Below are 22,052 nucleotides of genomic sequence, written 5' to 3'. Positions count from 1 at the left end.
GTCCTGGCCGGTCCGGCGGCGCGCCGGTCAGTCGACCAGTTCCTCCTCGGCTTCCCAGGTGTTGCAGGCTGCGGGGTCCCGGCGGTCCATGCCGTGCTCGGTCCACATCCGGCTGTTGGCGTCGTTGCCGTGGGTGTGCTCGTCGTCGCGGTCGGCGCGGAGTTCGGCGTCCCGGAGGATCTCCTCGCGCTGGGCCTCCTCGATGGGGAAGCTGCTCTCCACGGCTCCCAGGAACACCCCGCTCAGGCAGTTGGCCTGGAGTTCGCTGCGGCGGCTCCACTCGTCGCGGCGGCTGCTGCCGGCGCCGTTCTGGGTGTCCGGGTGCTGGGTGAGGATTCCGGCCTCGCCCTGCACGTGGTGGCTGTACTCGTGGCCGAGGAGGAAGGCGTAGGCGGCGGTGCGGTCGCTGCTGGCGGAGTTGGTCACGATGTCCTCCACCCCGAGGTACAGCCCCTTGTTGGCGTGGCAGTAGAACGCCGAGGTTCCTTCGAGCGGGTAGGTGCCGCAGGGGCTCTGGCCTGATGTGTACCAGTAGACCCGGTTGGGCGGTTCGAACTCCAGTCCCGCCTCGGTGAGGTGGCCGCCCCACGCCTCGTCGAGGCAGTCGGTGACCTCGTGGAGGAAGTTCTCCATGGAGGCGGGGTCGTGGGGGTCGGTCTCGGGGGCGGGGCAGGTGACCGATCCCAGTTCGCCGCTGAGGTAGAGGGGGTTGGCGGCCAGCACGTCGCGGTGCCGCCCGTCCTGGGTGGAGGACGCGGAGTCGGTGGAGGTTCCGCTCACGCCCACGACCGGGCCGGGTTTGGGGTCGAAGAGGGAGGCCATCAGGACGAATCCGGCCAGGGCGACGGCGGCCAGGCCCATGACCACGACCGCGGAGACCCCGATGCCCAGGGGGCGCGGCCGGGCACGGCCCACGCGGCTGGGCAGCATGTACTCGCTGCCCTGCCTCCACCTGCCGGCCGTTGCCGGGTTGCTCCGTTTGCGCACCCGCTGTTTCCCCACTCCTCGTCCCGCCGGGGTGACTTTTCGATTATGCCTGGGCGAAAGGGGTGTCTTCTGCCCGGTCTCCTGCATGCGACCGCCCCCGGCCATGGTCGGTAGGCTCACGGGTGTGATGTGGCTCAGGTGACCAAGGCGGGGTGACGATGGCGGGAACCGCGACGGGGGCGGCTCTTCTCGGTGTTGCTGCCGTCGTTCTGTCCACCGGTGCGCTGTCGGGGGTGTCTGCTCCCCACGATCCGCAGACGCACACCATCCAACAGGACGAGATCGCTGACGGGCAGATCCTCAACGTGATCTCGCTGCGGCTGGACGAGAAGGGGGTGCTGCACGCCGAGGAGCGGATCACCTTCGGGGGCGGCGGTCCGGAGGAGTTCACCCGGACCTTCCTGCTGCGGGAGCCCTACGACACCGACCACGACCGGTTGTACGGGGTGAGTGGTCTGACTGCGCAGGGCGGGGACGGCAGGCCGGTGGAGGTCTCGCTCGTCGAGGACGACACCGCCATGGCCGCCACCCTGGCTGTGGGCGGTGCGGAGGTCGTCATCCTGGACTACCGGGTCGACGGCACGGTCAGCGAGGTCGGCGACCGGTTGGAGCTGGAGTGGACGGTCGTCGGGGGCTACAGCGAGACCGTGGAGGAGACGCGGGTGGTCGTGGACGCCCCGGACCGGCCGCAGGCGCTGTCGTGCGCGGCGGGTGAGCCGCGCAGCTCGATCTACTGCACGTCGTCGAACATGGGCGGTCCCGAGGCGCTGGTGGCCCACTTCATGCAGGCCGACCTGGAGCCGGGGCAGACGTTCGACATCGTGGTGAGCTATCCGGGGCAGACCGCGCAGAGCACCCTGATGCTGTCCCGTTCCTGGTCCTTGACCTCGGCGTTCGCGATCACCCCGGTGACGGCGGGGGTGTTCGGGCTGCTGCTGGTGGTGCTGGTCGGCGGGCTGGTCCTGCTGATCTGGGTGCGCGACCGGGACGAGCGGGCGCTGCGGTCGGAGGCGCGCAAGGCCGACCAGGCGCCGGTGGAGGCGGGGGTGGGCGGGCACCTGCGTTTCCAGCCTCCGGACAACGTGCACCCGGGGCAGATCGGCACGCTCATCGACGAGCAGGCCGACGTGGTGGACATCACCGCGACCGTGGTGGACCTGGCGGTGCGCGGGTACCTGCGGATCGAGGAGCTGCCGCACGAGCGGCGGTACTCGTCGGCGGACTGGCTGCTGACCCGTACCGGGCAGCGCGGCGAGGAGACGCTGCTGCCCTACGAGCGGCTGCTGTTGGACGCGCTGTTCCCGAAGGGGCCGCAGACCCGGCTGTCGGAGCTGGGCGAGGACTTCTCGGTCCAACTGGCCGACGTGCGCGAGGAGCTGTACCGCGACATGGTGCGGTTGAAGTGGTTCGCGCGGCGTCCCAACCGGGAGCGCAGCCAGTGGACGACGGTGGGGATCGTGCTGACCCTGCTGGGCGGGCTGGTCACCGTGCTGCTGGCGATCTTCACCCATGCGGCGTTCACGGGTCTGGCGCTGGTGATCGCGGGGGCGGCGGTGACCGTGGGGGCGCAGTACATGCCCGCCAAGACGAAGCTGGGCAGTGCGGTGTTCGCGCACGTGGCGGGGTTCCGGGCGTACCTGCTGCGGGCGCGGGTCGACGACATCCCGGCCGAGCGGCGGGTGCACGTGTTCTCCCGCTACCTGCCGTACGCGATCATCTTCGACAACGTCGAGCACTGGGCGCGGATCCTGGCGGCGGCCGGGGCGGAGGAGTCGCCGGAGCAGGGGCTGTTCTGGTACCGGGGGCCGCAGGACTGGACGTTGGGGGACTTCGCCGACTCGATCAAGGCGTTCACCCTGACCCTGTCGGGGGTCATCTCCAACACCCGGCAGTTCCGTTCCCTGATCTGAGAGGAGCAGTCTCATGCGTGCGGTGGTGCAGCGGGTCAGCCGCGCCTCGGTGACGGTCGACGGCGAGGTGGTCGGAGCGATCGCGGAGCCGGGGCTGCTGGCGCTGGTGGGGGTGACGCACGGCGACGGTCCCGCGGAGGCGGCCAAGCTGGCGCGGAAGCTGTGGACGCTGCGGATCCTGGAGGACGAGAAGTCGTGCTCCGACGTGGGGGCGCCGCTGCTGGTGGTCAGCCAGTTCACGCTGTACGGGGACGCCCGCAAGGGGCGGCGTCCCACCTGGCAGGCGGCTGCGCCCGGGCCGGTGGCCGAGCCGCTGGTGGACCAGGTGGTCAAGGAGCTGCGCGGGCTGGGCGCGCGGGTGGAGACCGGGGTGTTCGGGGCGCAGATGTCGGTGGAGTTGGTCAACGAGGGACCGTTCACCGTCCTGGTCGAGATCTAGGAGTGATCGGACGTATTAGTACGGTAAAGACGATCTTCCACTCCGATACCTAACGTGTTAGATTTGTCACCGGTCGCACTTGGGAGCGCTCCCGAAGTATGGCCTGACCGACGCAGTCTGAGGGGGCAGTCGGTCGCGCTACAGAGCAACCGTCGCGCGAAAGGAAACACAGTCGATGACGGAGACCCGTCACCGCACCGGGCGAGTCAGACGCTCGCTCGGCCTCCTCCTCACATCGGCCCTGACTGCAGCCGGCCTGCTGGTCACGGCCTCCCCCGCGCAGGCTGAGTCGACCCTGCGGGAGCTGGCCGCCCAGAAGGGCGGACGCCACTTCGGCACCGCCCTCACCGTCAACCCGCTCAACAGCGACTCCCAGTACCGCAGCATCGCGGCCGCCCAGTTCAGCGCGGTCACCCACGAGAACGAGATGAAGTGGGAGTCGCTGGAGCCGCAGCGGGGACAGTACAACTGGGCCCCGGCCGACTCCATCATCAACTTCGCCAAGGCCAACAACCAGATCGTGCGCGGGCACACCCTGGTCTGGCACAGCCAGCTCCCGTCCTGGCTGAACAACGGCGGCTTCAACGGCACCCAGCTCCGCTCCCTCATGGAGAACCACATCGAGGTGGTGGCCGGCCGCTACCGGGGTGACCTCTACGCCTGGGACGTGGTCAACGAGGCGTTCAACGAGGACGGCACGTTCCGCAACTCGATCTGGTACCAGGGCATGGGACGCAACTACATCGAGTACGCGTTCCGCAAGGCCCACGAGGTCGACCCGAACGCCAAGCTCTACATCAACGACTACAACATCGAGGGCATCAACGCGAAGAGCAACGGCCTGTACAACCTGGTGGTCGACCTGCTCAACCGGGGCGTGCCCATCCACGGCATCGGCATCCAGAGCCACCTGATCGTCGGCCAGGTGCCGTCCACGTTCCAGCAGAACATCCAGCGCTTCGCCGACCTGGGCCTGGACGTGGCGATCACCGAGCTGGACATCCGCATGCAGATGCCCGCGAACAGCGCCAAGCTCCAGCAGCAGGCCAACGACTACAAGACCGTGGTGAACGCCTGCCTGGCCGTGAGCCGCTGCATCGGCATCACCGTCTGGGGCATCGACGACGAGCGCTCCTGGGTCCCCTACACCTTCAGCGGCGAGGGCGCCCCGCTCCTCTACGACGGCCAGTACAACCGCAAGCCCGCCTGGTACGCGGTCTACGAGGCCCTCGGCGGCAACGACGACCCGGGCGGCAGCGACCCCGGTGGCAGCGACCCGGGCGGTAGCGACCCCGGCGGCAGCGACCCGGGCGGCAGCGACCCGGGCGGTCCGAGCGGTCCCTGCGACGTGGACTACGTCGTGGTCAACGACTGGGGCAACGGCTTCCAGGGCGCCATCTACATCAGGAACACCGGCTCCTCGCCGATCAACAACTGGACCCTCCAGTTCAGCCTGCCCAACGTGTACCTCAACAACGGCTGGAACGGCGACTGGACCCAGAACGGCTCGCAGTTCACCGTGCGCGCCCCGTCCTGGAACCCGACCATCCAGCCCGGCCAGAGAGCCGAGCTCGGCTTCGTCGCGGGCAAGAACGGCAACGTCTCGGCTCCCAACCAGTTCACCCTCAACGGCAACGTCTGCTCCTGACCGGTGAACTGACCACCGTCTGAGACGGCTCAGGGGCCGCCGCACCGACCGGTGCGGCGGCCCCGTCGCATGTGGCCCGGGGAAGGGCGGGTCAGTAGACCAGCGCCTTGGCGCCCTCGGCCATGACCTCCTCGACGAAGGTGGGGGCTCCCGCGATCCGCACGCCCTTGACCAGGTCGTCCTCGGTGAGCGAACGCCGCGCCGCGCACTGGGTGCAGACGGTGACCCGGCCTGCCGAGAGCACCACGTCGAGCAGTTCGTTGAGCGGGGCCGCGTGCGGCAGCGAGAACTGCTCCGCCCGCCCGGGGACCGCCATCCAACTGGCCTCCCCGGTCAGCCAGAGCGACACCTGAACCCCGCTCGCCACCGCCGCCGCGGCCACCGTGAACGCCTGGTTGCAGCGTTCGGGGGCGTCCTCGCCGGCGGTCGCCTTGATCACCAACACGCGCTCCATGCGGTCAGCGTAACGCCCGACCCCGCCGCATTTCTGTACTTTGTCGGAATCGTGCGATTCATCCCTGTGCGGTGCCCGACGACGGGAATCCGCGCCGCGGACGCGCCTCCGCAGCGGCCGGGCGCACCCCTTGCGTCCGCCGCCCCGCGGGCTCCCCGCCGACGGAGCGCACGGCGGCCCCGCTCACCGCGGGGACCGGGGCCGCGGAGGCCGCGGCGGGCTGCGGGAGGAGGACGGTCAGCATACGGGATTGCGGGCGGAGCCGGTGGGGGACGGCCGGTCAGGGCCGCGAGGAGCGGGCTCCTCCGGCTCCACCGAGATCGGGGGCCGCGGACGGCCGTGGAGGTGCACCCGGTGCGCCGCGACCCGGAAGGGGGCGGACGGCGGCCGGTTCAGTTCCGGTGCGGCCAGGGCAGGATGCGTCCGGCCTTCTCCAGACGGTAGATGAAGTCCCAGTCCATCTTCTGGTCCAGGTCCCATTCGGTCCGGAGGCTGCCGGGGACGCGCGGGTCGCCCAGGCCCAGGGTGTCGATGACGAAGTCCAGCAGTTTCGGCTGCATCCGGCGCAGGCCGATCTCGACGGCCTGCGCGTAGGTCAGCGATTCGCGAATGGTGATGAGCGTCCCGTAGCGGTGCCGGGTGAGCAGGAAGGGCACGTGCGACGGGAGGCGGCTGTAGGTGAGGGAGAGGCGCGGCTGACGGGGTCCCGCCCGGGAACGGCCGTGCAAGGGCTCGGGCATGTCTGGTCTCTCTGTGACGTTGCGGAAGCGACGGCCGCCCGAGGGGTTCAGGGCTTTCCGCGTGTCCGTCCCGATCCCGGGGCGACCGGCACACTGCGTTTTGTCACCATTCTTACACCTCGGATCGGAGAGTTGTACGGAAAGCTTCATCACTCCCGAGAAGTGTCGGATTCCCCTTCCGGACCAGCGCAGAAGCCCTCAGCGTACCGCGCCGTTGCCGCTCATGCGTCTGCGCCTGGCCTCGTGCACCACGAGCAGCGCCTGGACGCGCGCGGTCTCCAGGGCCTGCTCCACGAGCGCCCGCGCCTCCTCCTCCGGCATGTCCGCGGTGTCGGCTTGCAGGTCGATGTAGATGCGCTGCAACAGCTCCTCGTTGCCCAGCAGGTAGCGGCGGGTCTCAGTGCCCTGGCTCTCGTCGCGGACCACGGAGATGAGGTCGTTGACCTCGCTGGGGACGCCGCCCGCGGCCATGCGCTCGATCGAGCCGCGGGTCCACCCCAGCTTGAACTCCAGCTTGGCGCACAGGTCCCGGCTGTAGCGGGAGCGCCGCCCGCTCTCCAGGTCCTGAAGCAGCCGCGGCGGGATCTTCGGGGTCTGCTGCGCGAACTCCGCCTGACCGCACCCCAACTGCTCGCGGCGGGCCCGGACGAGCGCCGCGATGGCAGCCGTATGTTCACCGAAGTCGATGCTGGGGCGGGCCATGGTGGTCGTCTCCTCCTGCTCCTGGACGTCGGGTCATGCCGGTCATTCCCGCTGACGCCCTTCCCAATACCGTCGCCGACACTAACGGAAGGGCCGTCCCGGTAGTCGGAGGATTGCGATCCGCAGCACGCCGCGAAACGGTGATTCCGCATCTATCGGGCACGGGGAAACCGATATGGTTTCCCCAGCGATAGTCATCGCCTCTCTCCGCGGCAGACGCCCCCTTCAGCGCGGGCAGCTTCGGTGGTCACCACCCCGCGCCGGTCACCGGGACGGCGGGTTCCCCCGCGGCTCGCCGCGAGATCCAGACAACCGTGAAAGAGGCATGTCCGTGACCCAGAAGGTTCGCCTCACCTGCCCGTTGGGACGCAAGCACCTCGAACTGTGGGGCGGCGCGGCTCTGGTGGCGCTCGGCGTGGTCGTCATCACGCTCGAACCGACCCACTGGGCCACCGTGGTGTTGGGCTCGCTGATCGTCCTCGGCGGCCTGGCCGTGGCCGGGCACGGCCTGCGTGCCAAGGCGCCCGTCCTGGAGGTGGACGACCAGGAATTCTGCTACGCCCGCGGCCGCTACGTGGTCCGCATCCCCTTCTCCGAGATCGGCTCCTACTACCTGCTTCCCGGTCGCACCCGGTCGCTGGGCCTGTGCGACCCCGCGGGGCAGCCGAAGTTCTTCCCGTCCGTGGAGGGGCGCCGCGCCGGACGCCCCTACCTGCCGCTGACCGGGCTAACCTCGCCGACCAAGGTCGAGGCGTTCATGAGCGCCGCGGGCATCCCGCCGCGCGACCGGTCGCTGACCTCGGGGTCCTGATCGTGCACCGACCGGTGGGGCCGTCCCCCGGGGCGGCCCCACCGGTCTTCCCGGCCCCTCCCGGGCCGTCGGCGGGTCAGAACTCCAGTCCCTCCCCCGCCTCGCCGAGGGTGCGCTCGACGAACTCGGGGTGGGCGGCCAGCCAGGCGCGGGCGCCGGCCTCCGGGTCGTCCTCGTGGTCGGCGAGGACCGCCTGCTCCAGGGAGCTCAGCTCCTCGTCGTCGAGCGTGAAGTCGCCGATCCACTCGGCCACCTCGGGGAAGTCCTCGGTGAAGCCGGAGCGGCCCACGGCGTGGATCTGCTCGGCGCCGCCCATCGCGCCCTCGGGGTCCGCCAGGTCCTTCAGGTCGTACTGGGCGTAGGCGATGTGCGGCCGCCACAGGGTGACCACGATCGGCTCCTCCTCGGCGATCGCGGCGTCCAGCTCGGCGAGCATCGCCGCGGTGGAGGACTCGATCAGCTCGTAGTCGTCGAGGCCGTAGGCGGGCATGGCCTCCTCGCGGGTGGTGCGCACCAGGCCCGACCCGGCCTCGATGCCGACGATCCGGCCGTCGAACAGGTCGGCGTGGGCGGGCAGGTCGGCGATGGAGTCGACCTCCTCCACGTAGGAGGGCACGGTGAGGGTCAGCACGGCGTTGTCGTACCAGTGGCCCAGGTCCTCGACGCGGTCGCCGTACTCCTCCCAGTAGTCGGCGTGGGTGAGGGGGAGCCAGGTGTCCAGGAACACGTCGACGTCGCCGTTGGCCACCCCCTGGTACATGGGGGCCACGTCGACCTCGGTGACGGTCACCTCGTAGCCGAGCTCCTCCAGGATCACCTTCCACAGGTGGGTGGTGGCGATGGCCTCTTCCCACGGGATCAGGGCGATCTCGATCTGCTTGCCGTCGCCCCGGTCGGTCTCGTCGCCACCTCCCGCCAGGCCGCTTCCGCCCTCTCCGGCGCAGGCGGTGGCCAGCAGGACCAGGCAGGCCAGTCCAGCGGCGAGAGCGGCGGGGCGCCGGGTGCGCTTGGTGGGTTCCACGTGTTCGTTCCCTTCTTCTGGTGTGTCGCGCTCCTGTGCTGGGTGCGGAGGCGCGTGCCGCCGCGGTCCGGGCGCGGCGGCGCGGTCGGGTCTCAGGCCGTCGCGGTGCGGGCCTGCGGGGCGCGGCGGGCGACGGCGGCGGTGAGCCGGTCCAGGAAGATCGCGAGGATGACGACGGCGATGCCGCCCTCGAAGCCGAGCGCGCCGTCGTTGCGGGAGATGCCCTGGTAGACCTGGTTGCCCAGGCCGCCGGCGCCGACCATTCCGGCGATGACCACCATGGACAGGCCGAGCATGATGACCTGGTTGACGCCAGCCATGACGGTCGACAGCGCCAGCGGCAGTTGGATGCCGGTGAGGATCTTCAGGGGCGGGGCGCCGAACGCCTCGCCCGCCTCGACGATCTCCCGGTCGATCTGGCGGATGCCCAGTTCGGTGAGGCGCACGCCGGGCGGCATGGCGAAGACGACGGTCGCCACGACCCCGGGCACGGCGCCCAGCGAGAAGAAGAAGATCGCCGGGATGAGGTAGACGAAGGCGGGCATGGTCTGCATCAGGTCGAGGACGGGTTTGAGGACCCGGCTGACCACGGTGCTGTAGGCGGCCAGCACGCCGAGGGGCAGGGCCACGAGCACCGCGATGAGGCTGGCCACCAGGACCAGGGCCAGGGTGGCCATGGCGTTGTCCCACTGCTCGATGCTGATCACGACGGTGAGGGCGACCAGTGAGAACACGCCGAGCCGCCAGCCCGCCACCGCCCAGGCCAGGGCGGTGAGCAGCAGCATCGTCAGGGTGGCCGTGGGCTGGGCGATCACTCCGGGCACCGCGTCGAACAGCAGCCAGCCGCACAGGATCGCGGCGAGCCAGCCGCCGGTCACGGCGCCGACCAGCGGCAGCCGGACGCGGTGGACCGCGGCCACGGCCGCGAGGGCGGCGAGGGCGACGATCCCGATGACCAGGTTGGCGTCGACCGAGTCCTGTCCGAACAGGTGCATGGCCCAGAGGAACAGGTGCGGCGGCGCGTGGTTGACGAGGGTGTTGCCCAGTGCGAAGGCGGCCTGTGCGACGTACAGGGCGGTGGCGGTGCCGACGACGGTGAGCACCGGGACGGGGCGGGCGCGCACCAGGGCCGCCGCCAGGACGAGGGCGGCGAGGGCGGTGAGCTGGGCGGCCTGGGGGTCGGTGAGGAAGTCCCGGAGCGTGGTGACCGACCAGTCGATGACGGCGCCGACGGTGTCGAACACTCCGCCGAAGTGGGTCTTGAGCCACGTGTTCAGCGCTTCGAAGCCCTCGCCGAGCGGCAGCCGCGGCGGGAAGGGGAGGAGCTGGCTCACCGGCGGGCCTCCTCCCGCCGTTCCCCGCCGGCGGGCGCGGGCACGGCGTCCTCGGGGGCCGCGAGCGCGGACAGGATCGCGGTCGGGGAGACCGCGCCGAGCACCCGGTCCTGCTCGTCGACCACGGCGAGCGGGCCGTCGCAGGAGGCGACCCGCTGGAACAGCTCGGCGACGGGCGCGTCCGGCTCCACCCGCTCCCAGTCGGCGGCGTCGGCCCCGGCGGCGGGCTCCATGACGGAGGCGGCGGTGAGCACCCGGCTGCGGTCCACGTCCTCGGTGAAGCGGGCGACGTAGTCGTCGGCGGGGTGGTTGAGGATCTCCTCGGGGGTGCCGATCTGGACGACGCGGCCGTCCCGCAGCACGCAGATGCGGTCGCCCAGGCGCATCGCCTCGTTGAGGTCGTGGGTGATGAAGACGATGGTCTTGCCGAGCTCGGCCTGGAGCTGGATCAACTGGGTCTGCATGTCGCGGCGGATCAGCGGGTCCAGGGCGCTGAACGCCTCGTCCATGAGGATGATGTCGGTGTCGGCGGTCAGCGCGCGGGCCAGGCCGACGCGCTGCTGCATGCCGCCGGACAACTGCTGGGGCAGGTGGTCCTTCCAGTCGCCCAGCCCGACCAGGTCGAGGGCGTGGGCGGCGCGTTCGCGGCGCTCGGCGCGCGCCACGCCGCGGACCTCCAGTCCGTAGGCGGCGTTCTCCAGGACGCTGCGGTGCGGGAACAGCGCGAAGTGCTGGAAGACCATGCTGATCTTCTCTCCGCGCAGGGCGCGCAGCGCGCGGCGGGACAGGGCGGTGATGTCGGTGCCGTCGATCTCCACCGTTCCCGAGGTGGGCGGGAGCAGTCCGTTGAGCATGCGGATGAGCGTGGACTTGCCGGAGCCCGACAGTCCCATGACGACGAAGATCTCGCCGGGCTGGACCTCGAAGGAGACGTCGATGACTGCGGCCGTGACGTCCAGGTCTTTGATCGTGTCGCGGTGGCGTCCGTCCGAGAGCAGGGTGACGGCTTGGGATGCTCGTTTGCCGAACACCTTGTACAGGTGGTTCGCGCGTACTGCTGGCACGGTTTCCTCTTCGGTCGTCGTCCTCGTCTGGCACGGCCTCGTCGGCGTGGTGCGCCCTCCTTCCGGGGTCGTGACGTGCTGCGGAGGAGCGTGCGGGGGGTGTCGGCGCCCGGGTCCGGGGCCGCCCGCACTCGAACACCACACGTCCGATTTGCGTAGTTAGGCACCATAGGGACGTTGACCTGGGATTTCCCTGAGAAAGATCACGGGGGGACAACGGGTTTAAGAAGCGGTTTCGGGAAAACCCCTCATGCGCGGGTGGACGAGAAGGCCAAAAAGCAAGAATTTGTGATTTACACCACCCACTCATAATGAGTGATATGCATCACAATTTCTCGCCTCCGTGGTTCTTCTCTGCTCAGGTGCGGCTACCCGGCGCAACGGAGGCCGCCGCGCCCGCGGCCACCGTCCCCTCCCCGGAGGGGACGGGAGTCCTTCCCTTTCAGGGCAGCCGGACGGTCAAATACAGTCGAAACGTGACCAAGTCCCGGATCAGCGCGGTTCTGACCGTCGCGGTGTTCGCCGCGGCGATGTGGTTCTTCGAGATCGTCGACTTCTTCCTGCTGGGCGGCCTGCTCGACTCCCAGTTCGGCATCCGCTCCTGGATGGTCGACGACCTGTGGACCGTCTTCACCGCCCCGTTCATGCACGCCGGCCTCTCCCACATCACCGCCAACACCGTCCCCCTGCTGGTGCTCGGCTCGCTCGTGGCGTTCAGCGGGCTCGGCCGGTTCCTGTGGGCGTCGGTCATCATCGCCGTGGTCAGCGGAATCGGCGTGTGGCTGCTCTCCCCGCCCGGATCGCTGACCGTCGGCGCCAGCGGCCTGATCTTCGGCTACTTCGGCTACCTGGTGCTGCGCGGCATCATCGAACGCCGCACCGCCGACATCGTCATCATGATCTGCACGGTGCTCTTCTACGGCGGCCTCATCTTCGGCGTGCTGCCGCAGGGCCAGGGCATCTCCTGGCAGGCGCACCTGTTCGGCTTCCTGGGCGGCCTCCTCGCCGCCTACATCCTGCCCCGGCGGGCCAAACGGCAGCAGCTCCCCCCGCCGCAGCAGGGCTACGGACCCTACGGCCCGCCGAGCCCTCCGGGCTACTGATCCCCCGACCGGATCGGGGTACGCGAGAAGTTCAGGTAGGAGCGCGACGGCGTGGGACCGCGCTGCCCCTGGTAGCGCGACCCGCAGACCTGCGAGCCGTAGGGGTGCTCGGCAGGCGAGGACAACTGGAACAGGCACAACTGGCCGATGCGCATCCCCGGGTAGAGCTTGATCGGCAGCGTCGCCACGTTCGACAGCTCCAGCGTGACGTGCCCCGAGAAGCCCGGGTCGATGAACCCGGCCGTGGAGTGGGTCAGCAGCCCCAGCCGCCCCAGCGAGCTCTTGCCCTCCAGGCGGCTCGCGATGTCGTCGGGCAGCGTCACCGTCTCGTAGGTGGACGCCAGCACGAACTCCCCGGGGTGGAGGATGAACGCCTCGTCGCCCTCCGGCTCGACCAGCCGGGTCAGCCCCGGCTGCTCCACCGCCGGATCGATGTGCGGGTACCGGTGGTTCTCGAACACCCGAAAGTAACGGTCCAGCCGCACATCCACACTCGACGGCTGAACGAGCTCGGGATCGTAGGGGTCCAGCTTGACCCGACCCGATTCGATGGCGGCCCTGATGTCACGATCGGAGAGAAGCACGTTGACGAATCTACCTTGCTGTACGATCCGCCCGATCGGGCGGTGCCTGCCCCCTCACGGACTTGCGAGCCGCGCCGCGATCATTATCCTTACCCATGAGCTCGCAGAGTGCGGTAACCTCTCTGCAGAGCGAGCTGCTCATGCGGATGTAGTTCAATGGTAGAACTTCAGCTTCCCAAGCTGATAACGCGGGTTCGATTCCCGTCATCCGCTCTCACAGCGAAGGCCCAGGTCAGGGACAGTTTCCCGGACCTGGGCCTTCGGCGTTGGAAGGGCGCTTGAGAAGGCGCGTGCCCGTTACGTGCCCGATGCTCGACCTCTCCCCGGTCAGCGCCGAGCGCCGGCGAGGGGCGGCTCTTGCTCCCGCTGGGCACAGACGAACACCCGACCGCCGTGGTCAGCCGCAGCAACCTCGCCTCAGTGCTGCGGGCCCTGGGCCGCCTGGACGAAGCCGAAGAGGTCCGAGGCGACAACGACAACGCCCCCGGGAGCAGTGATTGACCGCAACTCTCCACTCGGACGGTGATCTTGGTACCAGGGTCAGATGGAGCACTGATTATGGCCCTGGGGTCACCGCCGTCAGGGTCCGGAGCGTTCAGCCGAGGTTCTTCTGCTCCACGTCCCAGTCGGGGGAGACGCAGAGGCCGCAGTCGGCGCCGACGAACTGCCGGCGGGCGTTCTGGTCGCCCTTGAGCTGCCACTTCAGCCACTGGACGCCCACCCGGCCGTACTCGCCGCCGTTGGGTTCGCCGAAGGTGCCGTAGTGGCCGACGTCCAGGTGGCCCATGAACGCGGGCAGCCCTGCGGGCAGGCGGCCCCAGTCGTCCACGGCGTTGGCGTAGGCGATGTCGGTCGGACCGCCGGTGAAGTAGGCGATGGGGGCGTGCAGGCGGGTGAGCAGGTGGTTGTCGCGGTCGCTGAGCAGGCCGCTGTTCCACAGCACGGTCGTGGTGATCCGCGGGTCGTCGGCCACCTCGTAGGTTTCGAGGCCGCCGCAGGACTGGCCCATGACCGCGATCTTGTCGGTGTCGAGCTTGCCCCGGTACGGGCTGAACAGGCGGGTGTTCTCCGCGACCGCCCAGTCGATGGCCTCGGTGAGCATCGCGGCGTCGGTGCGGCCGAAACCGCCCGGCCGGCCGTTCGCGATGACCAGGAAGCCGTGCGAGGCGAACTCGGTGAGGATGTTCTCGAACATCGTGCCGTCGGCGAGGCAGGCGCCGTTGCCCCAGACGACGATCGGCAGCCGCTCGCTGCCGGGCAGGGTGACGGGCCGGTAGATCGTGTGGTCCCGGAGTCGGATCGTGGTCACGTACTCGGCCGGGTACGGGCCCGTGCCCGTGGCCGCGACGGCCGTGCCCGACGTCACGGGCAGGAGGAAGGCCGCCGCCAGCAGACCGACGAGACCGGTCGACACACGGCGGGCCAGGCTGCGCACTCTCATATCTCCACTCCAAAAAATCATTGCGGACTTTCCTGGCTTTCCCTGTCCGCCCAGTCAAATATTCGGCCGCGTTATTGGAGTGTCAACACCGGATGAAAGGAACCGGTTGTTTCACCGATACCCGGATCCCTTTATTCCGATCTTGCCGATAATGGGCTTCTGAACTGGGGAAACAGAGCATTTCGGCATGATCGCAGGATTCTGGCGGGGCTCCTCGCACCGCCGGGCGGGAGCGCGGCGTCCGGGGATGTTTCCGCCGTTGTCGCCGGGTGTGCCGACCCACCGGAGGGAAAGCCGATTGACAGGGGTGGGGCGGAGTGCCAGCATGGCGGCATGCCCCGATCCGTGATCCGCGAATTCCGCCCCGACGACTTGGACGCGGTGGTCGAACTGTCGGTGCGCGCGTGGACTCCGGTCTTCACCTCCCTGGCAGAGGTGCTCGGCTCCGGGCTCTTCGCGTGGATGCATCCCGACGGCTGGCCCGCGGCGCAGCGGAAGGCGGTCGCGGAGGCCTGCCGCTCGGAGGGGACGCACGTGTGGGTCGCCGAGGCCGGCACGGCCGTGGCCGGTTTCGTGGCGGTGCGGTTCGACCCCGCCGAGAGCACGGGCGAGATCCACATGATCGCCGTCGACCCCCCGTACCAGCAGGAGGGGGTCGGGTCGCGGCTGACGGAGTTCGCCCTGGACCGGATGCGGGAGCGGGGCATGGCCCTGGCCCTGGTGGAGACGGGCGGCGACCCCGGGCACGCCCCGGCGCGCCGGACCTACGAACGGGCCGGTTTCACCCCGCTGCCGATCGTCCGGTACTTCAGACGGCTCTGAGGGCCCAAGAAGGGGCACCCGCCCGCCGGCCGGCGCGGGACGACGGTCCGGTCGCCCCGGTCCGGCGGTCACGGCCGTCCGGTGACCAGTTCCTCGGTGATGCGGGCCAGGGTGTGCGGGGCCGAGTAGTTCAGCGCGTGCCCCTTCCCCGGGACTTCCACCAGTCGCCCGCGGGGCAGCAGGTCCGCGGCCAGCGCCGCGGACTCGTGGTCGCTGAGCCGGTCGTGGGTGCCGCGCACCACCACGGCGAGGGCGGCCACCTTCGGCAGGGTGCGGCTGACCGGGTCGTCGAGGGCGCGGCACAGCGTCCACCAGATCCGCCGCGGGCCGCAGCGCAGGTAGTCGCCGAGGACGAGGGGGACCAGCGCCGGGTTCTCGCTGGGCACGGTCAGCAGCAGCTGCCCGGTCTTCTGTGCGACGCCGCGGTTCCCGCCCTCCAGCATGAGGCCGTTGAGCACCAGGGGCCCCACTAGTTCCGGGGCGGTCGCGGCCAGGTGGACGGTGATCTGGCAGCCGATGGAGTTGGCGACCAGGGGCACGCCCGCGCGGCCGGTGGCGCGCAGCCACGCGGCCAGGGACCGCGCGAGCCGGGGGATGTCCAGTCCGCGGCGGGGCCCCGGGGTGCGGCCGAAGCCGGGGAGGTCCACGGCGACCGTCCGGCGGCGGGGGGCGAGGGCCCGGGCGAACGGGAGGAAGTAGCGGTGGGAGACGCCGAGTCCGTGGACGCACACCACCTCCGGGGCCGTGGCCGGGCCCAGGACCGCGGCGTGGACGGGAACACCGGCGACGGGAGTGGTCTCGCACCCCTCCCATCCGCCGGGGGCCGCGGAGGGTGCGGGGGTGTCGAGGGCGCCGGGGGGCCTTCCGCGGGCGTGTGCGCTGTCGTGGCACGTCCGCTCCCCCATAGCTTGCCTCCGACGGGACGACGGCGGTGACCGTGCTCCCATTACCCCCGGCCGTGCCGCACAAACAGCCGTGCTCCACCGGGGGGAGCGGCTCCTCCCGGCTCTCCCGACGGTTGGGAGCGGCCGGGGAGCCCGCGCGTCCTGTCCGTTCCCGGGGTTGCTCGCGGGCCGTGTCCGGAGGATCACACTCGCACCGAAATAATTTTGCAGTCGTGCACAGTTACAGCAGTGTAAGATTGCAGTCATGCAATTTTTTGCGGTTGGCAGACTACCCACATGACCGACACGACGTTTCCGCCCGGCGAGACTCTTCGGGCACGCAAGCAGCGACAGACCCGGACGGCCATCCACCGGGCCGCACTGCGCCGCACCCTGGAGCACGGGATCGAGAACGTGACCGTTGCCGAGATCAGCGCCGAGGCGAACGTCTCCACCAGGACGTTCTTCAACTACTTCCCGACCAAGGAGGACGCGATCCTCGGTCTGCGGGACATGCGGGAGAGCCTCACCGAGGACACGACGATGGAGTCGTTGATGGACCGGGAGCCCAGCGGAGACCTGCTGGTCGACGTGGCCCACCTGGTCCGCTCGGTGTTCACCTCGACCTTCGACGGGCACGCGCGCGAGCAGCTCCGCGAGGTGCTGCTGCGCTACCCGCAGCTCCGGCGCCGTCAGCTCGAACGCGTCTCGCTCATCGAACAGCACCTGGGGCGGGTCCTCGCCCGGAAGCTGAAGTCCGACCCCCGGTTCGCCGACGGCTCCCTGGACGTCGACGAGGCGGCCCGCATGATCGTCGTGGTCTGCTCCGGGGCCCTGCGTTTCGCCGTGCACGCCCCCTCCGCCGGGGAGTGCACCTCCATCGAGGAAGTCGAGGCCCGCTTCGACCAGGCGGTGGAACTACTGAGAAAGGTAATACGGAAACTCCAATGACAGTGACCGCCCGTTCGGAGTCTTCCGAGACGAGTCCGACCACCGGTTCCCAGCGCAGCATCCTCTTCGTCTTCCTGTCGCTGATGCTGACGATGCTGCTGGCCTCGCTGAACCAGACCGTGCTGAGCACCGCGCTGCCCACGATGGTCGGCGAGCTCAACGGCGTCGACCAGATGCTGTGGGTGATGACCGCCTACATCCTGGCGTCGACGATCATGATGCCGATCTACGGCAAGCTCGGCGACCTCGTCGGCCGCAAGGGCCTGTCGCTCCTCGCGATCGCGCTGTTCACCGGCGGGTCGATCATCGGCGCCCTGGCCCCGGACATGGGATGGCTCATCGCCTCCCGCGTGGTGCAGGGCCTGGGCGGCGGCGGCCTGATCATCATGTCCCAGGCCATCATCGCCGACATCATCCCCGCCCGGCAGCGCGGCAGGTACATGGGCGCCCTGGGCGCGGTGTTCGCGGTCTCCTCCGTGGCCGGACCTCTCCTGGGCGGCTGGTTCACCGAGGGCATCGGCTGGCGGTGGGCCTTCTGGATCAACCTGCCCCTGGGCCTGCTCGCTCTGGTCGCCACGGCCTTCCTGCTGCGCCTGCCCAAGCAGCGGCCCGAGCGGCTGCACGTGGACGCCTGGGGCATGGCGTTCATGGCCGCCGCGTCCACCTGCCTCATCCTGGCCAGCACGTGGGGCGGCAACCGGTACGACTGGGACTCCCCGGTCATCCTCGGCCTCATCGCGGGCACCGTCGTCGCGTCGGTCCTGTTCGTCCTGGCCGAGCGCCGCGCGGTCGAGCCGGTCATCCCGCTGCACCTGTTCCGCGACCGCAACTTCAACCTCACCACCGTCGCGGGCCTGTTCACCGGCGTGATGATGTTCGGGACGCTCGGCTACATCCCCACCTACCTGCAGATGGCCACCGGCACCGACGCCACCGCGTCGGGTCTGCTGATGACCCCCATGATGGGCACGCTGCTGCTCGTCTCGATGGCCGCGGGCCAGTTCGTGAGCCGGACCGGCCGCTACAAGTGGATCCCGGTCGCCGGGTCGCTGGTCATCGCGGGCGGCATGGTCCTGCTGTCCACCGTCACCCCGGAGACGCCGGTGTGGGTCATCTGCGTCCACCTCTCCGTCATCGGCGTGGGGCTGGGCGCGAGCATGCAGTTGCTGGTGCTGATCGTGCAGAACTCCTTCCCCGTCTCCCAGGTGGGCACGGCGACCGCGGCCAACAACTTCTTCCGGCAGATCGGCGCCTCGCTGGGCTCGGCGGTCGTGGGCAGCCTGTTCACCAGCCGCCTGATGGACTTCCTGGTCCAGCGCATGCCCGCGGGTGCGGAGCTGCCCTCCGGGGGCGGCCGGTCCTCGCTCACCCCGGAACTGGTCCAGAGCCTTCCCGACGCCCTGCGTCATCCGATCATCGACTCTTACAACGAGGCCCTGATGCCGATCTTCCTGTGGCTGATGCCGCTGGGAATCCTGGCGGCCGTGCTGCTCATGTTCGTCACGGAGAAGCCGCTGGCCACCACGATCGACCGCGGCTAGGCCCGGGAAAAGCACCGAGAGGACGCCCGTCCGTGCGGGCCGGGGGGCACGTTTGCGCCCGGCCCGCACGGGGCAGCGCAACAGACAGCCCGTTCCGGACGGCCCGTCAGGGGCCGTTCCGGAACGGTTCCGTCTGCAAGGGCCTTCTTCGAGGAGTCGGGAGTCCGGTTGGTGTCCTCATCACAGCGTGCCCCGCGCCGCCGGTTGCGGGCGGCACTGGTGGTGGCGGTCCTCCTCCTGGTCGCGGGCGGGCTCGTAGCCGTCGGGCACCCCAACATCGCGGCGAGCCTCCTGCTGGCGTCGCTCTGGCTGTTCCTGGCCTTCCGCAGGCGGCCGCCCAAGCCGCTGCTGCGGCTGCCGCGCAGGCCGCGGGAGGCCGACGAGGTGGAAGACCTCAGCTAGCCGCGCATCACGCCTCTTGTCCGCTTTTCCTTTTCTTTACACCCCTTCGGCGGATCACTAGCATTCACCGTGAGTATTCACCACTCCACGCAATGTGCGCTTTCCGGTCCCTGGAGGAGGGAGGGGAAGCGACCTTGAGGAGTCTTCCATGTCCCGTACCTCGGCACGCGCGGTTGCGGGCGCGTGCGGTGCGCTCGCTCTGACCGCGGCCTCGATCGTCACGGGCGGCGTGTCCGCGGCGTCGGCGGCCGACGGCTGCTCCGTGGCGTACACCGTCGCCAGCGACTGGGGCAGCGGGTTCGTCGCCGACGTCACCGTCACCAACGACAGCGGCAGCCCCGCGACGCAGTGGACCGTCACGTGGACCCTGCCCCCGGGGCACACCGTCACCAACGCCTGGAACGCCGACCTGTCCGTGACCGGGTCCGCGGTGACCGCGGTCAACGCGGGGTGGAACGGCGCGCTCCCCGCCGGCGCCAGCACGTCGTTCGGCCTCCAGGGCACCGTTTCGGGCGCCTCCTCCGTCCCCTCCGACCTGTCCTGCTCCTTCGGCACCCCCGGCGACCCGGGCGGCGGGGACCCCGGCGGTGAACACCCGGACGACCCGGGCGGCGGGGACCCGGGCGGCCCCGTGCGGATCATGCCGCTGGGCGACTCGATCACCGGCTCCCCCGGCTGCTGGCGCGCCCTGCTCTGGCGCGACCTGACCGCCGCCGGGTACCCCGACGTCGACTTCGTCGGCTCCCGGTCCGGTGACGGCTGCGGTTTCCCCTACGACCACGAGCACGAGGGCCACGGCGGCATGCTGGTCACCAATCTGGCCGGCAGCGGCCAGTTGTCCGCCTGGCTGTCCGCCGCCGACCCCGACATCGTGCTGATGCACTTCGGCACCAACGACGTGTGGAGCTCCCGGCCCACCCAGGCCGTCCTCGACGCCTACAGCACCCTGGTCGCCCAGATGCGGGCCCACAACCCGTCGGTGACGGTCCTGGTCGCCCAGATCATTCCGATGGACTCCGCGCGTAGCTGCGCCACCTGCGCCCAGGGCGTGCAGGACCTCAACGCCGCGATCCCCGGGTGGGCGGCCGACGTGAGCACGCCCCGGTCCCCGGTGATCGTCGTCGACCAGTGGACCGGGTTCAGCACCGCCACCGACACCTACGACGGCGTGCACCCCAACGCCTCGGGTGACGCCAAGATCGCGCAGCGGTGGCTGGAGGCGCTGGTCCCGCTGCTCGACTGACCCCCTCGGCGCGCGCCCGGGGCGGCGGCCGCTGCCCCGCCCGGGAAGGCCCCGGGCGGGGCAGCGCCGACGGTCAGCGGGAGCCCCGGGCGGTGCGGCCGACCTGCTCGCGGGAGTGCTGCGCCTCCTGGCGGGCCGTGTCCCGCGTGGTCTGCCCGGCCTGGGAAGCGGTCTCCTTGACCTGCCCCGCCGCCTGCTGCGCGGTCTCCCGGGCCTCCTCCCCGACCCGCTGGGCGGACTCCGTGAGCGACTGCCTGGCCGGTTCGACCAGGCCGCCCGCCTGCTCCCGGATGCGCCGGGCGGCCTGGCGCTCGGTCTGGGTGTCGGAGATCACCGAGGCCGCCAGCAGGCCCGCGCCGAACGCGATGAGCCCGGCGGCCAGCGGGTTGCCCCGGGTGCGCGCCACGGCCCGGCCCGGAGCCGCCTTCACCGCCTCCGCGGCCTGGCCCGCGCCGCTGCTGACGGCCTCCCCGGTCGACCCCGCGCGCTCCTGCGCCCGCTGCCCGGCCTCGCGGACGGCGTCGCGGTCCGGGGTGCGGCCCATGACCCGGTCCTTCAGTCCGCGCACCCTGCCGCGGATCTGCTCGGTGCGGCGCCGCGCCATCTGCCTGGGGCTGGCGCGGTCGGCGATGCGGTCGACGTCGTCGCGCAGCTCCGCCCGGGTCGTCTCGATGTCGTTCCTTATCTCGTCGGGTGTCTGGCCCATTGCGCGTCCTCCTTCAACGTCTCGACGGTCTGCTCGGGCTTGGGTGAGACCTCGCGCATCCGGTTGCGTCCGAGCAGGGCCAGCACCGCGGCGGCGACCGCCCACAGCGCGGCCACGATCAGCGCCGCCCATCCGGCGTCCATCACGTTGGCCAGCGCGTACACCAGGGCGAAGCTGAGCAGGACGAGGACGAGCAGCCCGGCCACGGCGGCCGCGGCGAGCATCGCGGCGGCCTTGCCCGCCTTGGCGCCCTCCTCGCGCAGCTCGGCCTTGGCCAGTTCCACCTCCTGGTGGAACAGCTTTTGCAGGTCGCCCATTGCCTCGCCGACCAGTTGGCCGATCGACTCCTCGCGCGGCTGCGGCTCCCTCACCCGCGGCTCGCTGCTCGGCTGGGGAACCTGAGGGCTGGCCATGTCACCTCTCCTCTCCGAGCCGGGACCGGTCGTACGGGGAGTCGTGCGGCGGCACGTCGTAGCGGCCCGGCTCCTCCCGGCGCGGCCGCGGGGTGGTGCGGACCGGGCCGGGCGCGGCGTCCTCGACGTCTCCGCCGGACTGCTCCGCCTGGTCCTGCTTGGCCTCCTTGGCCATCGCCCGGGCCAGCCGCCCCACCGCGAACCCGGCGAGGGCGGCTCCGGCAAGGAAGACGCCCGGCCGCCGCTGCGCGAAGGCGCGCAGCTCGTCGGCGACGCCTCCCAGGCCGCGCTGGTCGAGGAAGTCGGCGGTGCTGTGGCCGCTGTCGGCGATGCGCCGCACGGCGTCGCGCACGGGCGAGTCTCCGTCGGCCCGCTCCGCCATGGCCTCCAGGTCGTCCGACCACTCGCGCAGCACCTCGGCGGCGCGCTGGGCCTGGGTCAGCGTCTCCTCCTCGATCCGGTCGCGCATCCGCGAGGTCGCCTGCCGGAGCTGCTCGCGGGAGGCTCCGACGACCTCACCGGCCTGCTGCTTCGCGGTCGTGGCGACCTCGCCGGCGGACTGGCGGGCCTGTCCCGCCGCCTGCGCCGCCTTCTCCTTCGCCTGGCCGGACCGTCCTCCTGATCCGGGGGGCGCGGTCTCGTATGCCATCACCGCCACCTCATCTGCTGTCTCGGGTCGGTGCGTCTGCCGGTGTTCGCCGCTACCCACAGCCCCGGCGGGCATTCCTGCCGCGGCGGCCGGGCGGAGGGCGGGGCGGCCGGATCCGGTGCGGGCCGGGGCGAGCGGGATTCTCGGAAGTCGGCCGCGCGGAGTGCCCGCCCGCGCGGCCGCCCCGCCTGCCCGCGCGGGCA

23 protein-coding genes and 1 tRNA gene are annotated in these 22,052 nt (G+C 70.7%); 11 read left to right on the top strand and 13 right to left on the bottom strand.

Annotated elements, in window-relative coordinates:
• Nucleotides 1–27: 27 nt before the first annotated feature.
• Nucleotides 28–987, bottom strand: a complete 960-nt coding sequence (locus AC529_RS10680; RefSeq protein WP_232306690.1) for a neutral zinc metallopeptidase — start codon at nt 985–987, stop codon at nt 28–30.
• Nucleotides 988–1,220: 233 nt separating this feature from the next.
• Here AC529_RS10680 and AC529_RS10675 point away from each other — a divergent pair, with 233 nt between their 5' ends.
• The 3 genes from AC529_RS10675 to AC529_RS10665 all read left to right on the top strand — a co-directional run bounded on the left by AC529_RS10675 (nt 1,221) and on the right by AC529_RS10665 (nt 4,984).
• Nucleotides 1,221–2,897: a DUF2207 domain-containing protein gene (locus AC529_RS10675; protein ID WP_232306689.1), complete on the top strand. Its 1,677-nt coding sequence runs from the start codon at nt 1,221–1,223 to the stop codon at nt 2,895–2,897.
• A gap of 13 nt (nt 2,898–2,910) precedes the next feature.
• Nucleotides 2,911–3,336, top strand: coding sequence for a D-aminoacyl-tRNA deacylase (gene dtd / locus AC529_RS10670; protein ID WP_068756196.1), 426 nt, complete (start codon nt 2,911–2,913; stop codon nt 3,334–3,336).
• Nucleotides 3,337–3,511: 175 nt separating this feature from the next.
• Complete coding sequence (locus tag AC529_RS10665) at nt 3,512–4,984, top strand: endo-1,4-beta-xylanase (RefSeq protein WP_068756194.1); 1,473 nt, start codon at nt 3,512–3,514, stop codon at nt 4,982–4,984.
• Between the two features lie 91 nt (nt 4,985–5,075).
• Here AC529_RS10665 and AC529_RS10660 read toward each other — a convergent pair whose 3' ends face one another.
• The 3 genes from AC529_RS10660 to AC529_RS10650 form a co-directional block, all read right to left on the bottom strand.
• Nucleotides 5,076–5,438: a DsrE family protein gene (locus AC529_RS10660; protein ID WP_068756192.1), complete on the bottom strand. Its 363-nt coding sequence runs from the start codon at nt 5,436–5,438 to the stop codon at nt 5,076–5,078.
• 392 nt (nt 5,439–5,830) lie between these two features.
• Nucleotides 5,831–6,178, bottom strand: coding sequence for a hypothetical protein (locus AC529_RS10655; protein WP_068756190.1), 348 nt, complete (start codon nt 6,176–6,178; stop codon nt 5,831–5,833).
• Nucleotides 6,179–6,376: 198 nt separating this feature from the next.
• A complete protein-coding gene (locus AC529_RS10650) occupies nt 6,377–6,880 on the bottom strand; it encodes a hypothetical protein (RefSeq protein ID WP_068756188.1) in 504 nt (167 codons plus the stop codon).
• A 325-nt stretch (nt 6,881–7,205) separates the two neighbouring features.
• Here AC529_RS10650 and AC529_RS10645 point away from each other — a divergent pair, with 325 nt between their 5' ends.
• Nucleotides 7,206–7,691: a hypothetical protein gene (locus AC529_RS10645; protein ID WP_068756187.1), complete on the top strand. Its 486-nt coding sequence runs from the start codon at nt 7,206–7,208 to the stop codon at nt 7,689–7,691.
• A 76-nt stretch (nt 7,692–7,767) separates the two neighbouring features.
• Here the strand turns inward: AC529_RS10645 and AC529_RS10640 are convergent, their stop codons facing one another.
• From AC529_RS10640 to AC529_RS10630, 3 genes are all read right to left on the bottom strand, one after another.
• On the bottom strand, nt 7,768–8,712 hold the full coding sequence (locus tag AC529_RS10640) for a glycine betaine ABC transporter substrate-binding protein (protein WP_068756185.1): 945 nt from the start codon (nt 8,710–8,712) through the stop codon (nt 7,768–7,770).
• A 92-nt stretch (nt 8,713–8,804) separates the two neighbouring features.
• The gene (locus AC529_RS10635; RefSeq protein WP_068756183.1) at nt 8,805–10,046 is read right to left on the bottom strand and encodes an ABC transporter permease; all 1,242 of its coding nucleotides are present in this window, start codon (nt 10,044–10,046) and stop codon (nt 8,805–8,807) included.
• The gene (locus AC529_RS10630; RefSeq protein WP_198156390.1) at nt 10,043–11,110 is read right to left on the bottom strand and encodes a quaternary amine ABC transporter ATP-binding protein; all 1,068 of its coding nucleotides are present in this window, start codon (nt 11,108–11,110) and stop codon (nt 10,043–10,045) included. The genes AC529_RS10635 and AC529_RS10630 overlap by 4 nt, the downstream gene beginning before the upstream one ends.
• A 476-nt stretch (nt 11,111–11,586) precedes the next feature.
• On the opposite strand from AC529_RS10630, the gene AC529_RS10625 reads away from it, so the two are divergent.
• Nucleotides 11,587–12,213, top strand: coding sequence for a rhomboid family intramembrane serine protease (locus AC529_RS10625; RefSeq protein ID WP_068756181.1), 627 nt, complete (start codon nt 11,587–11,589; stop codon nt 12,211–12,213).
• Here AC529_RS10625 and dcd read toward each other — a convergent pair.
• Entirely contained in the window at nt 12,207–12,797 is a 591-nt protein-coding gene (gene dcd / locus AC529_RS10620) for a dCTP deaminase (protein ID WP_068756180.1), read from the bottom strand. The genes AC529_RS10625 and dcd overlap by 7 nt on opposite strands.
• A 142-nt stretch (nt 12,798–12,939) precedes the next feature.
• Here dcd and AC529_RS10615 point away from each other — a divergent pair.
• Nucleotides 12,940–13,010: transfer RNA gene (locus AC529_RS10615), tRNA-Gly, on the top strand.
• A 382-nt stretch (nt 13,011–13,392) separates the two neighbouring features.
• On the opposite strand, the gene AC529_RS10610 is transcribed toward AC529_RS10615, so the two are convergent.
• Entirely contained in the window at nt 13,393–14,238 is an 846-nt protein-coding gene (locus AC529_RS10610; protein WP_068756179.1) for an alpha/beta hydrolase, read from the bottom strand.
• A gap of 333 nt (nt 14,239–14,571) precedes the next feature.
• On the opposite strand from AC529_RS10610, the gene AC529_RS10605 reads away from it, so the two are divergent.
• A complete protein-coding gene (locus tag AC529_RS10605; protein WP_068756178.1) occupies nt 14,572–15,060 on the top strand; it encodes a GNAT family N-acetyltransferase in 489 nt (162 codons plus the stop codon).
• Nucleotides 15,061–15,128: 68 nt separating this feature from the next.
• Here AC529_RS10605 and AC529_RS10600 read toward each other — a convergent pair whose 3' ends face one another.
• Entirely contained in the window at nt 15,129–15,965 is an 837-nt protein-coding gene (locus AC529_RS10600; protein ID WP_083948119.1) for an alpha/beta fold hydrolase, read from the bottom strand.
• 276 nt (nt 15,966–16,241) lie between these two features.
• On the opposite strand from AC529_RS10600, the gene AC529_RS10595 reads away from it, so the two are divergent.
• From AC529_RS10595 to AC529_RS10580, 4 genes are all read left to right on the top strand, one after another.
• A complete protein-coding gene (locus AC529_RS10595) occupies nt 16,242–16,895 on the top strand; it encodes a TetR/AcrR family transcriptional regulator (protein WP_068756177.1) in 654 nt (217 codons plus the stop codon).
• Entirely contained in the window at nt 16,892–18,436 is a 1,545-nt protein-coding gene (locus AC529_RS10590) for an MDR family MFS transporter (RefSeq protein ID WP_068756176.1), read from the top strand. Before AC529_RS10595 ends, AC529_RS10590 begins: the two co-directional genes overlap by 4 nt.
• Before the next feature lie 171 nt (nt 18,437–18,607).
• Nucleotides 18,608–18,838, top strand: a complete 231-nt coding sequence (locus AC529_RS10585) for a hypothetical protein (RefSeq protein WP_068756175.1) — start codon at nt 18,608–18,610, stop codon at nt 18,836–18,838.
• A 148-nt stretch (nt 18,839–18,986) separates the two neighbouring features.
• Entirely contained in the window at nt 18,987–20,081 is a 1,095-nt protein-coding gene (locus AC529_RS10580) for a cellulose binding domain-containing protein (protein ID WP_068756174.1), read from the top strand.
• A 73-nt stretch (nt 20,082–20,154) separates the two neighbouring features.
• Here the strand turns inward: AC529_RS10580 and AC529_RS10575 are convergent, their stop codons facing one another.
• Genes AC529_RS10575 through AC529_RS10565 form a run of 3 tightly spaced genes read right to left on the bottom strand, consistent with a single transcriptional unit; the run spans nt 20,155 to nt 21,849 of the window.
• Nucleotides 20,155–20,787, bottom strand: a complete 633-nt coding sequence (locus AC529_RS10575; RefSeq protein WP_068756173.1) for a DUF3618 domain-containing protein — start codon at nt 20,785–20,787, stop codon at nt 20,155–20,157.
• Nucleotides 20,763–21,200: a phage holin family protein gene (locus AC529_RS10570; RefSeq protein WP_068756171.1), complete on the bottom strand. Its 438-nt coding sequence runs from the start codon at nt 21,198–21,200 to the stop codon at nt 20,763–20,765. Before AC529_RS10570 ends, AC529_RS10575 begins: the two co-directional genes overlap by 25 nt.
• Before the next feature lies 1 nt (nt 21,201).
• Entirely contained in the window at nt 21,202–21,849 is a 648-nt protein-coding gene (locus AC529_RS10565; RefSeq protein ID WP_198156389.1) for a hypothetical protein, read from the bottom strand.
• Between the last annotated feature and the right edge of the window lie 203 nt (nt 21,850–22,052).

Source organism: Thermobifida cellulosilytica TB100 (assembly GCF_001517975.1).
Taxonomy (GTDB): domain Bacteria; phylum Actinomycetota; class Actinomycetes; order Streptosporangiales; family Streptosporangiaceae; genus Thermobifida; species Thermobifida cellulosilytica.
This window is presented reverse-complemented; position numbering and strand designations above follow the sequence as displayed.

What these genes read in the sequence shown, in the direction of transcription:
- dtd (WP_068756196.1), top strand. Translation starts at nt 2,911, where the DNA reads ATGCGTGCGGTGGTGCAGCGGGTCAGCCGCGCCTCGGTGACGGTCGAC.
- AC529_RS10665 (WP_068756194.1), top strand. Translation starts at nt 3,512, where the DNA reads ATGACGGAGACCCGTCACCGCACCGGGCGAGTCAGACGCTCGCTCGGC.
- AC529_RS10660 (WP_068756192.1), bottom strand. Translation starts at nt 5,438, where the DNA reads ATGGAGCGCGTGTTGGTGATCAAGGCGACCGCCGGCGAGGACGCCCCC.
- AC529_RS10655 (WP_068756190.1), bottom strand. Translation starts at nt 6,178, where the DNA reads ATGCCCGAGCCCTTGCACGGCCGTTCCCGGGCGGGACCCCGTCAGCCG.
- AC529_RS10650 (WP_068756188.1), bottom strand. Translation starts at nt 6,880, where the DNA reads ATGGCCCGCCCCAGCATCGACTTCGGTGAACATACGGCTGCCATCGCG.
- AC529_RS10645 (WP_068756187.1), top strand. Translation starts at nt 7,206, where the DNA reads ATGTCCGTGACCCAGAAGGTTCGCCTCACCTGCCCGTTGGGACGCAAG.
- AC529_RS10610 (WP_068756179.1), bottom strand. Translation starts at nt 14,238, where the DNA reads ATGAGAGTGCGCAGCCTGGCCCGCCGTGTGTCGACCGGTCTCGTCGGT.
- AC529_RS10605 (WP_068756178.1), top strand. Translation starts at nt 14,572, where the DNA reads ATGCCCCGATCCGTGATCCGCGAATTCCGCCCCGACGACTTGGACGCG.
- AC529_RS10600 (WP_083948119.1), bottom strand. Translation starts at nt 15,965, where the DNA reads ATGGGGGAGCGGACGTGCCACGACAGCGCACACGCCCGCGGAAGGCCC.
- AC529_RS10595 (WP_068756177.1), top strand. Translation starts at nt 16,242, where the DNA reads ATGACCGACACGACGTTTCCGCCCGGCGAGACTCTTCGGGCACGCAAG.
- AC529_RS10590 (WP_068756176.1), top strand. Translation starts at nt 16,892, where the DNA reads ATGACAGTGACCGCCCGTTCGGAGTCTTCCGAGACGAGTCCGACCACC.
- AC529_RS10580 (WP_068756174.1), top strand. Translation starts at nt 18,987, where the DNA reads ATGTCCCGTACCTCGGCACGCGCGGTTGCGGGCGCGTGCGGTGCGCTC.
- AC529_RS10575 (WP_068756173.1), bottom strand. Translation starts at nt 20,787, where the DNA reads ATGGGCCAGACACCCGACGAGATAAGGAACGACATCGAGACGACCCGG.
- AC529_RS10570 (WP_068756171.1), bottom strand. Translation starts at nt 21,200, where the DNA reads ATGGCCAGCCCTCAGGTTCCCCAGCCGAGCAGCGAGCCGCGGGTGAGG.
- AC529_RS10565 (WP_198156389.1), bottom strand. Translation starts at nt 21,849, where the DNA reads ATGGCATACGAGACCGCGCCCCCCGGATCAGGAGGACGGTCCGGCCAG.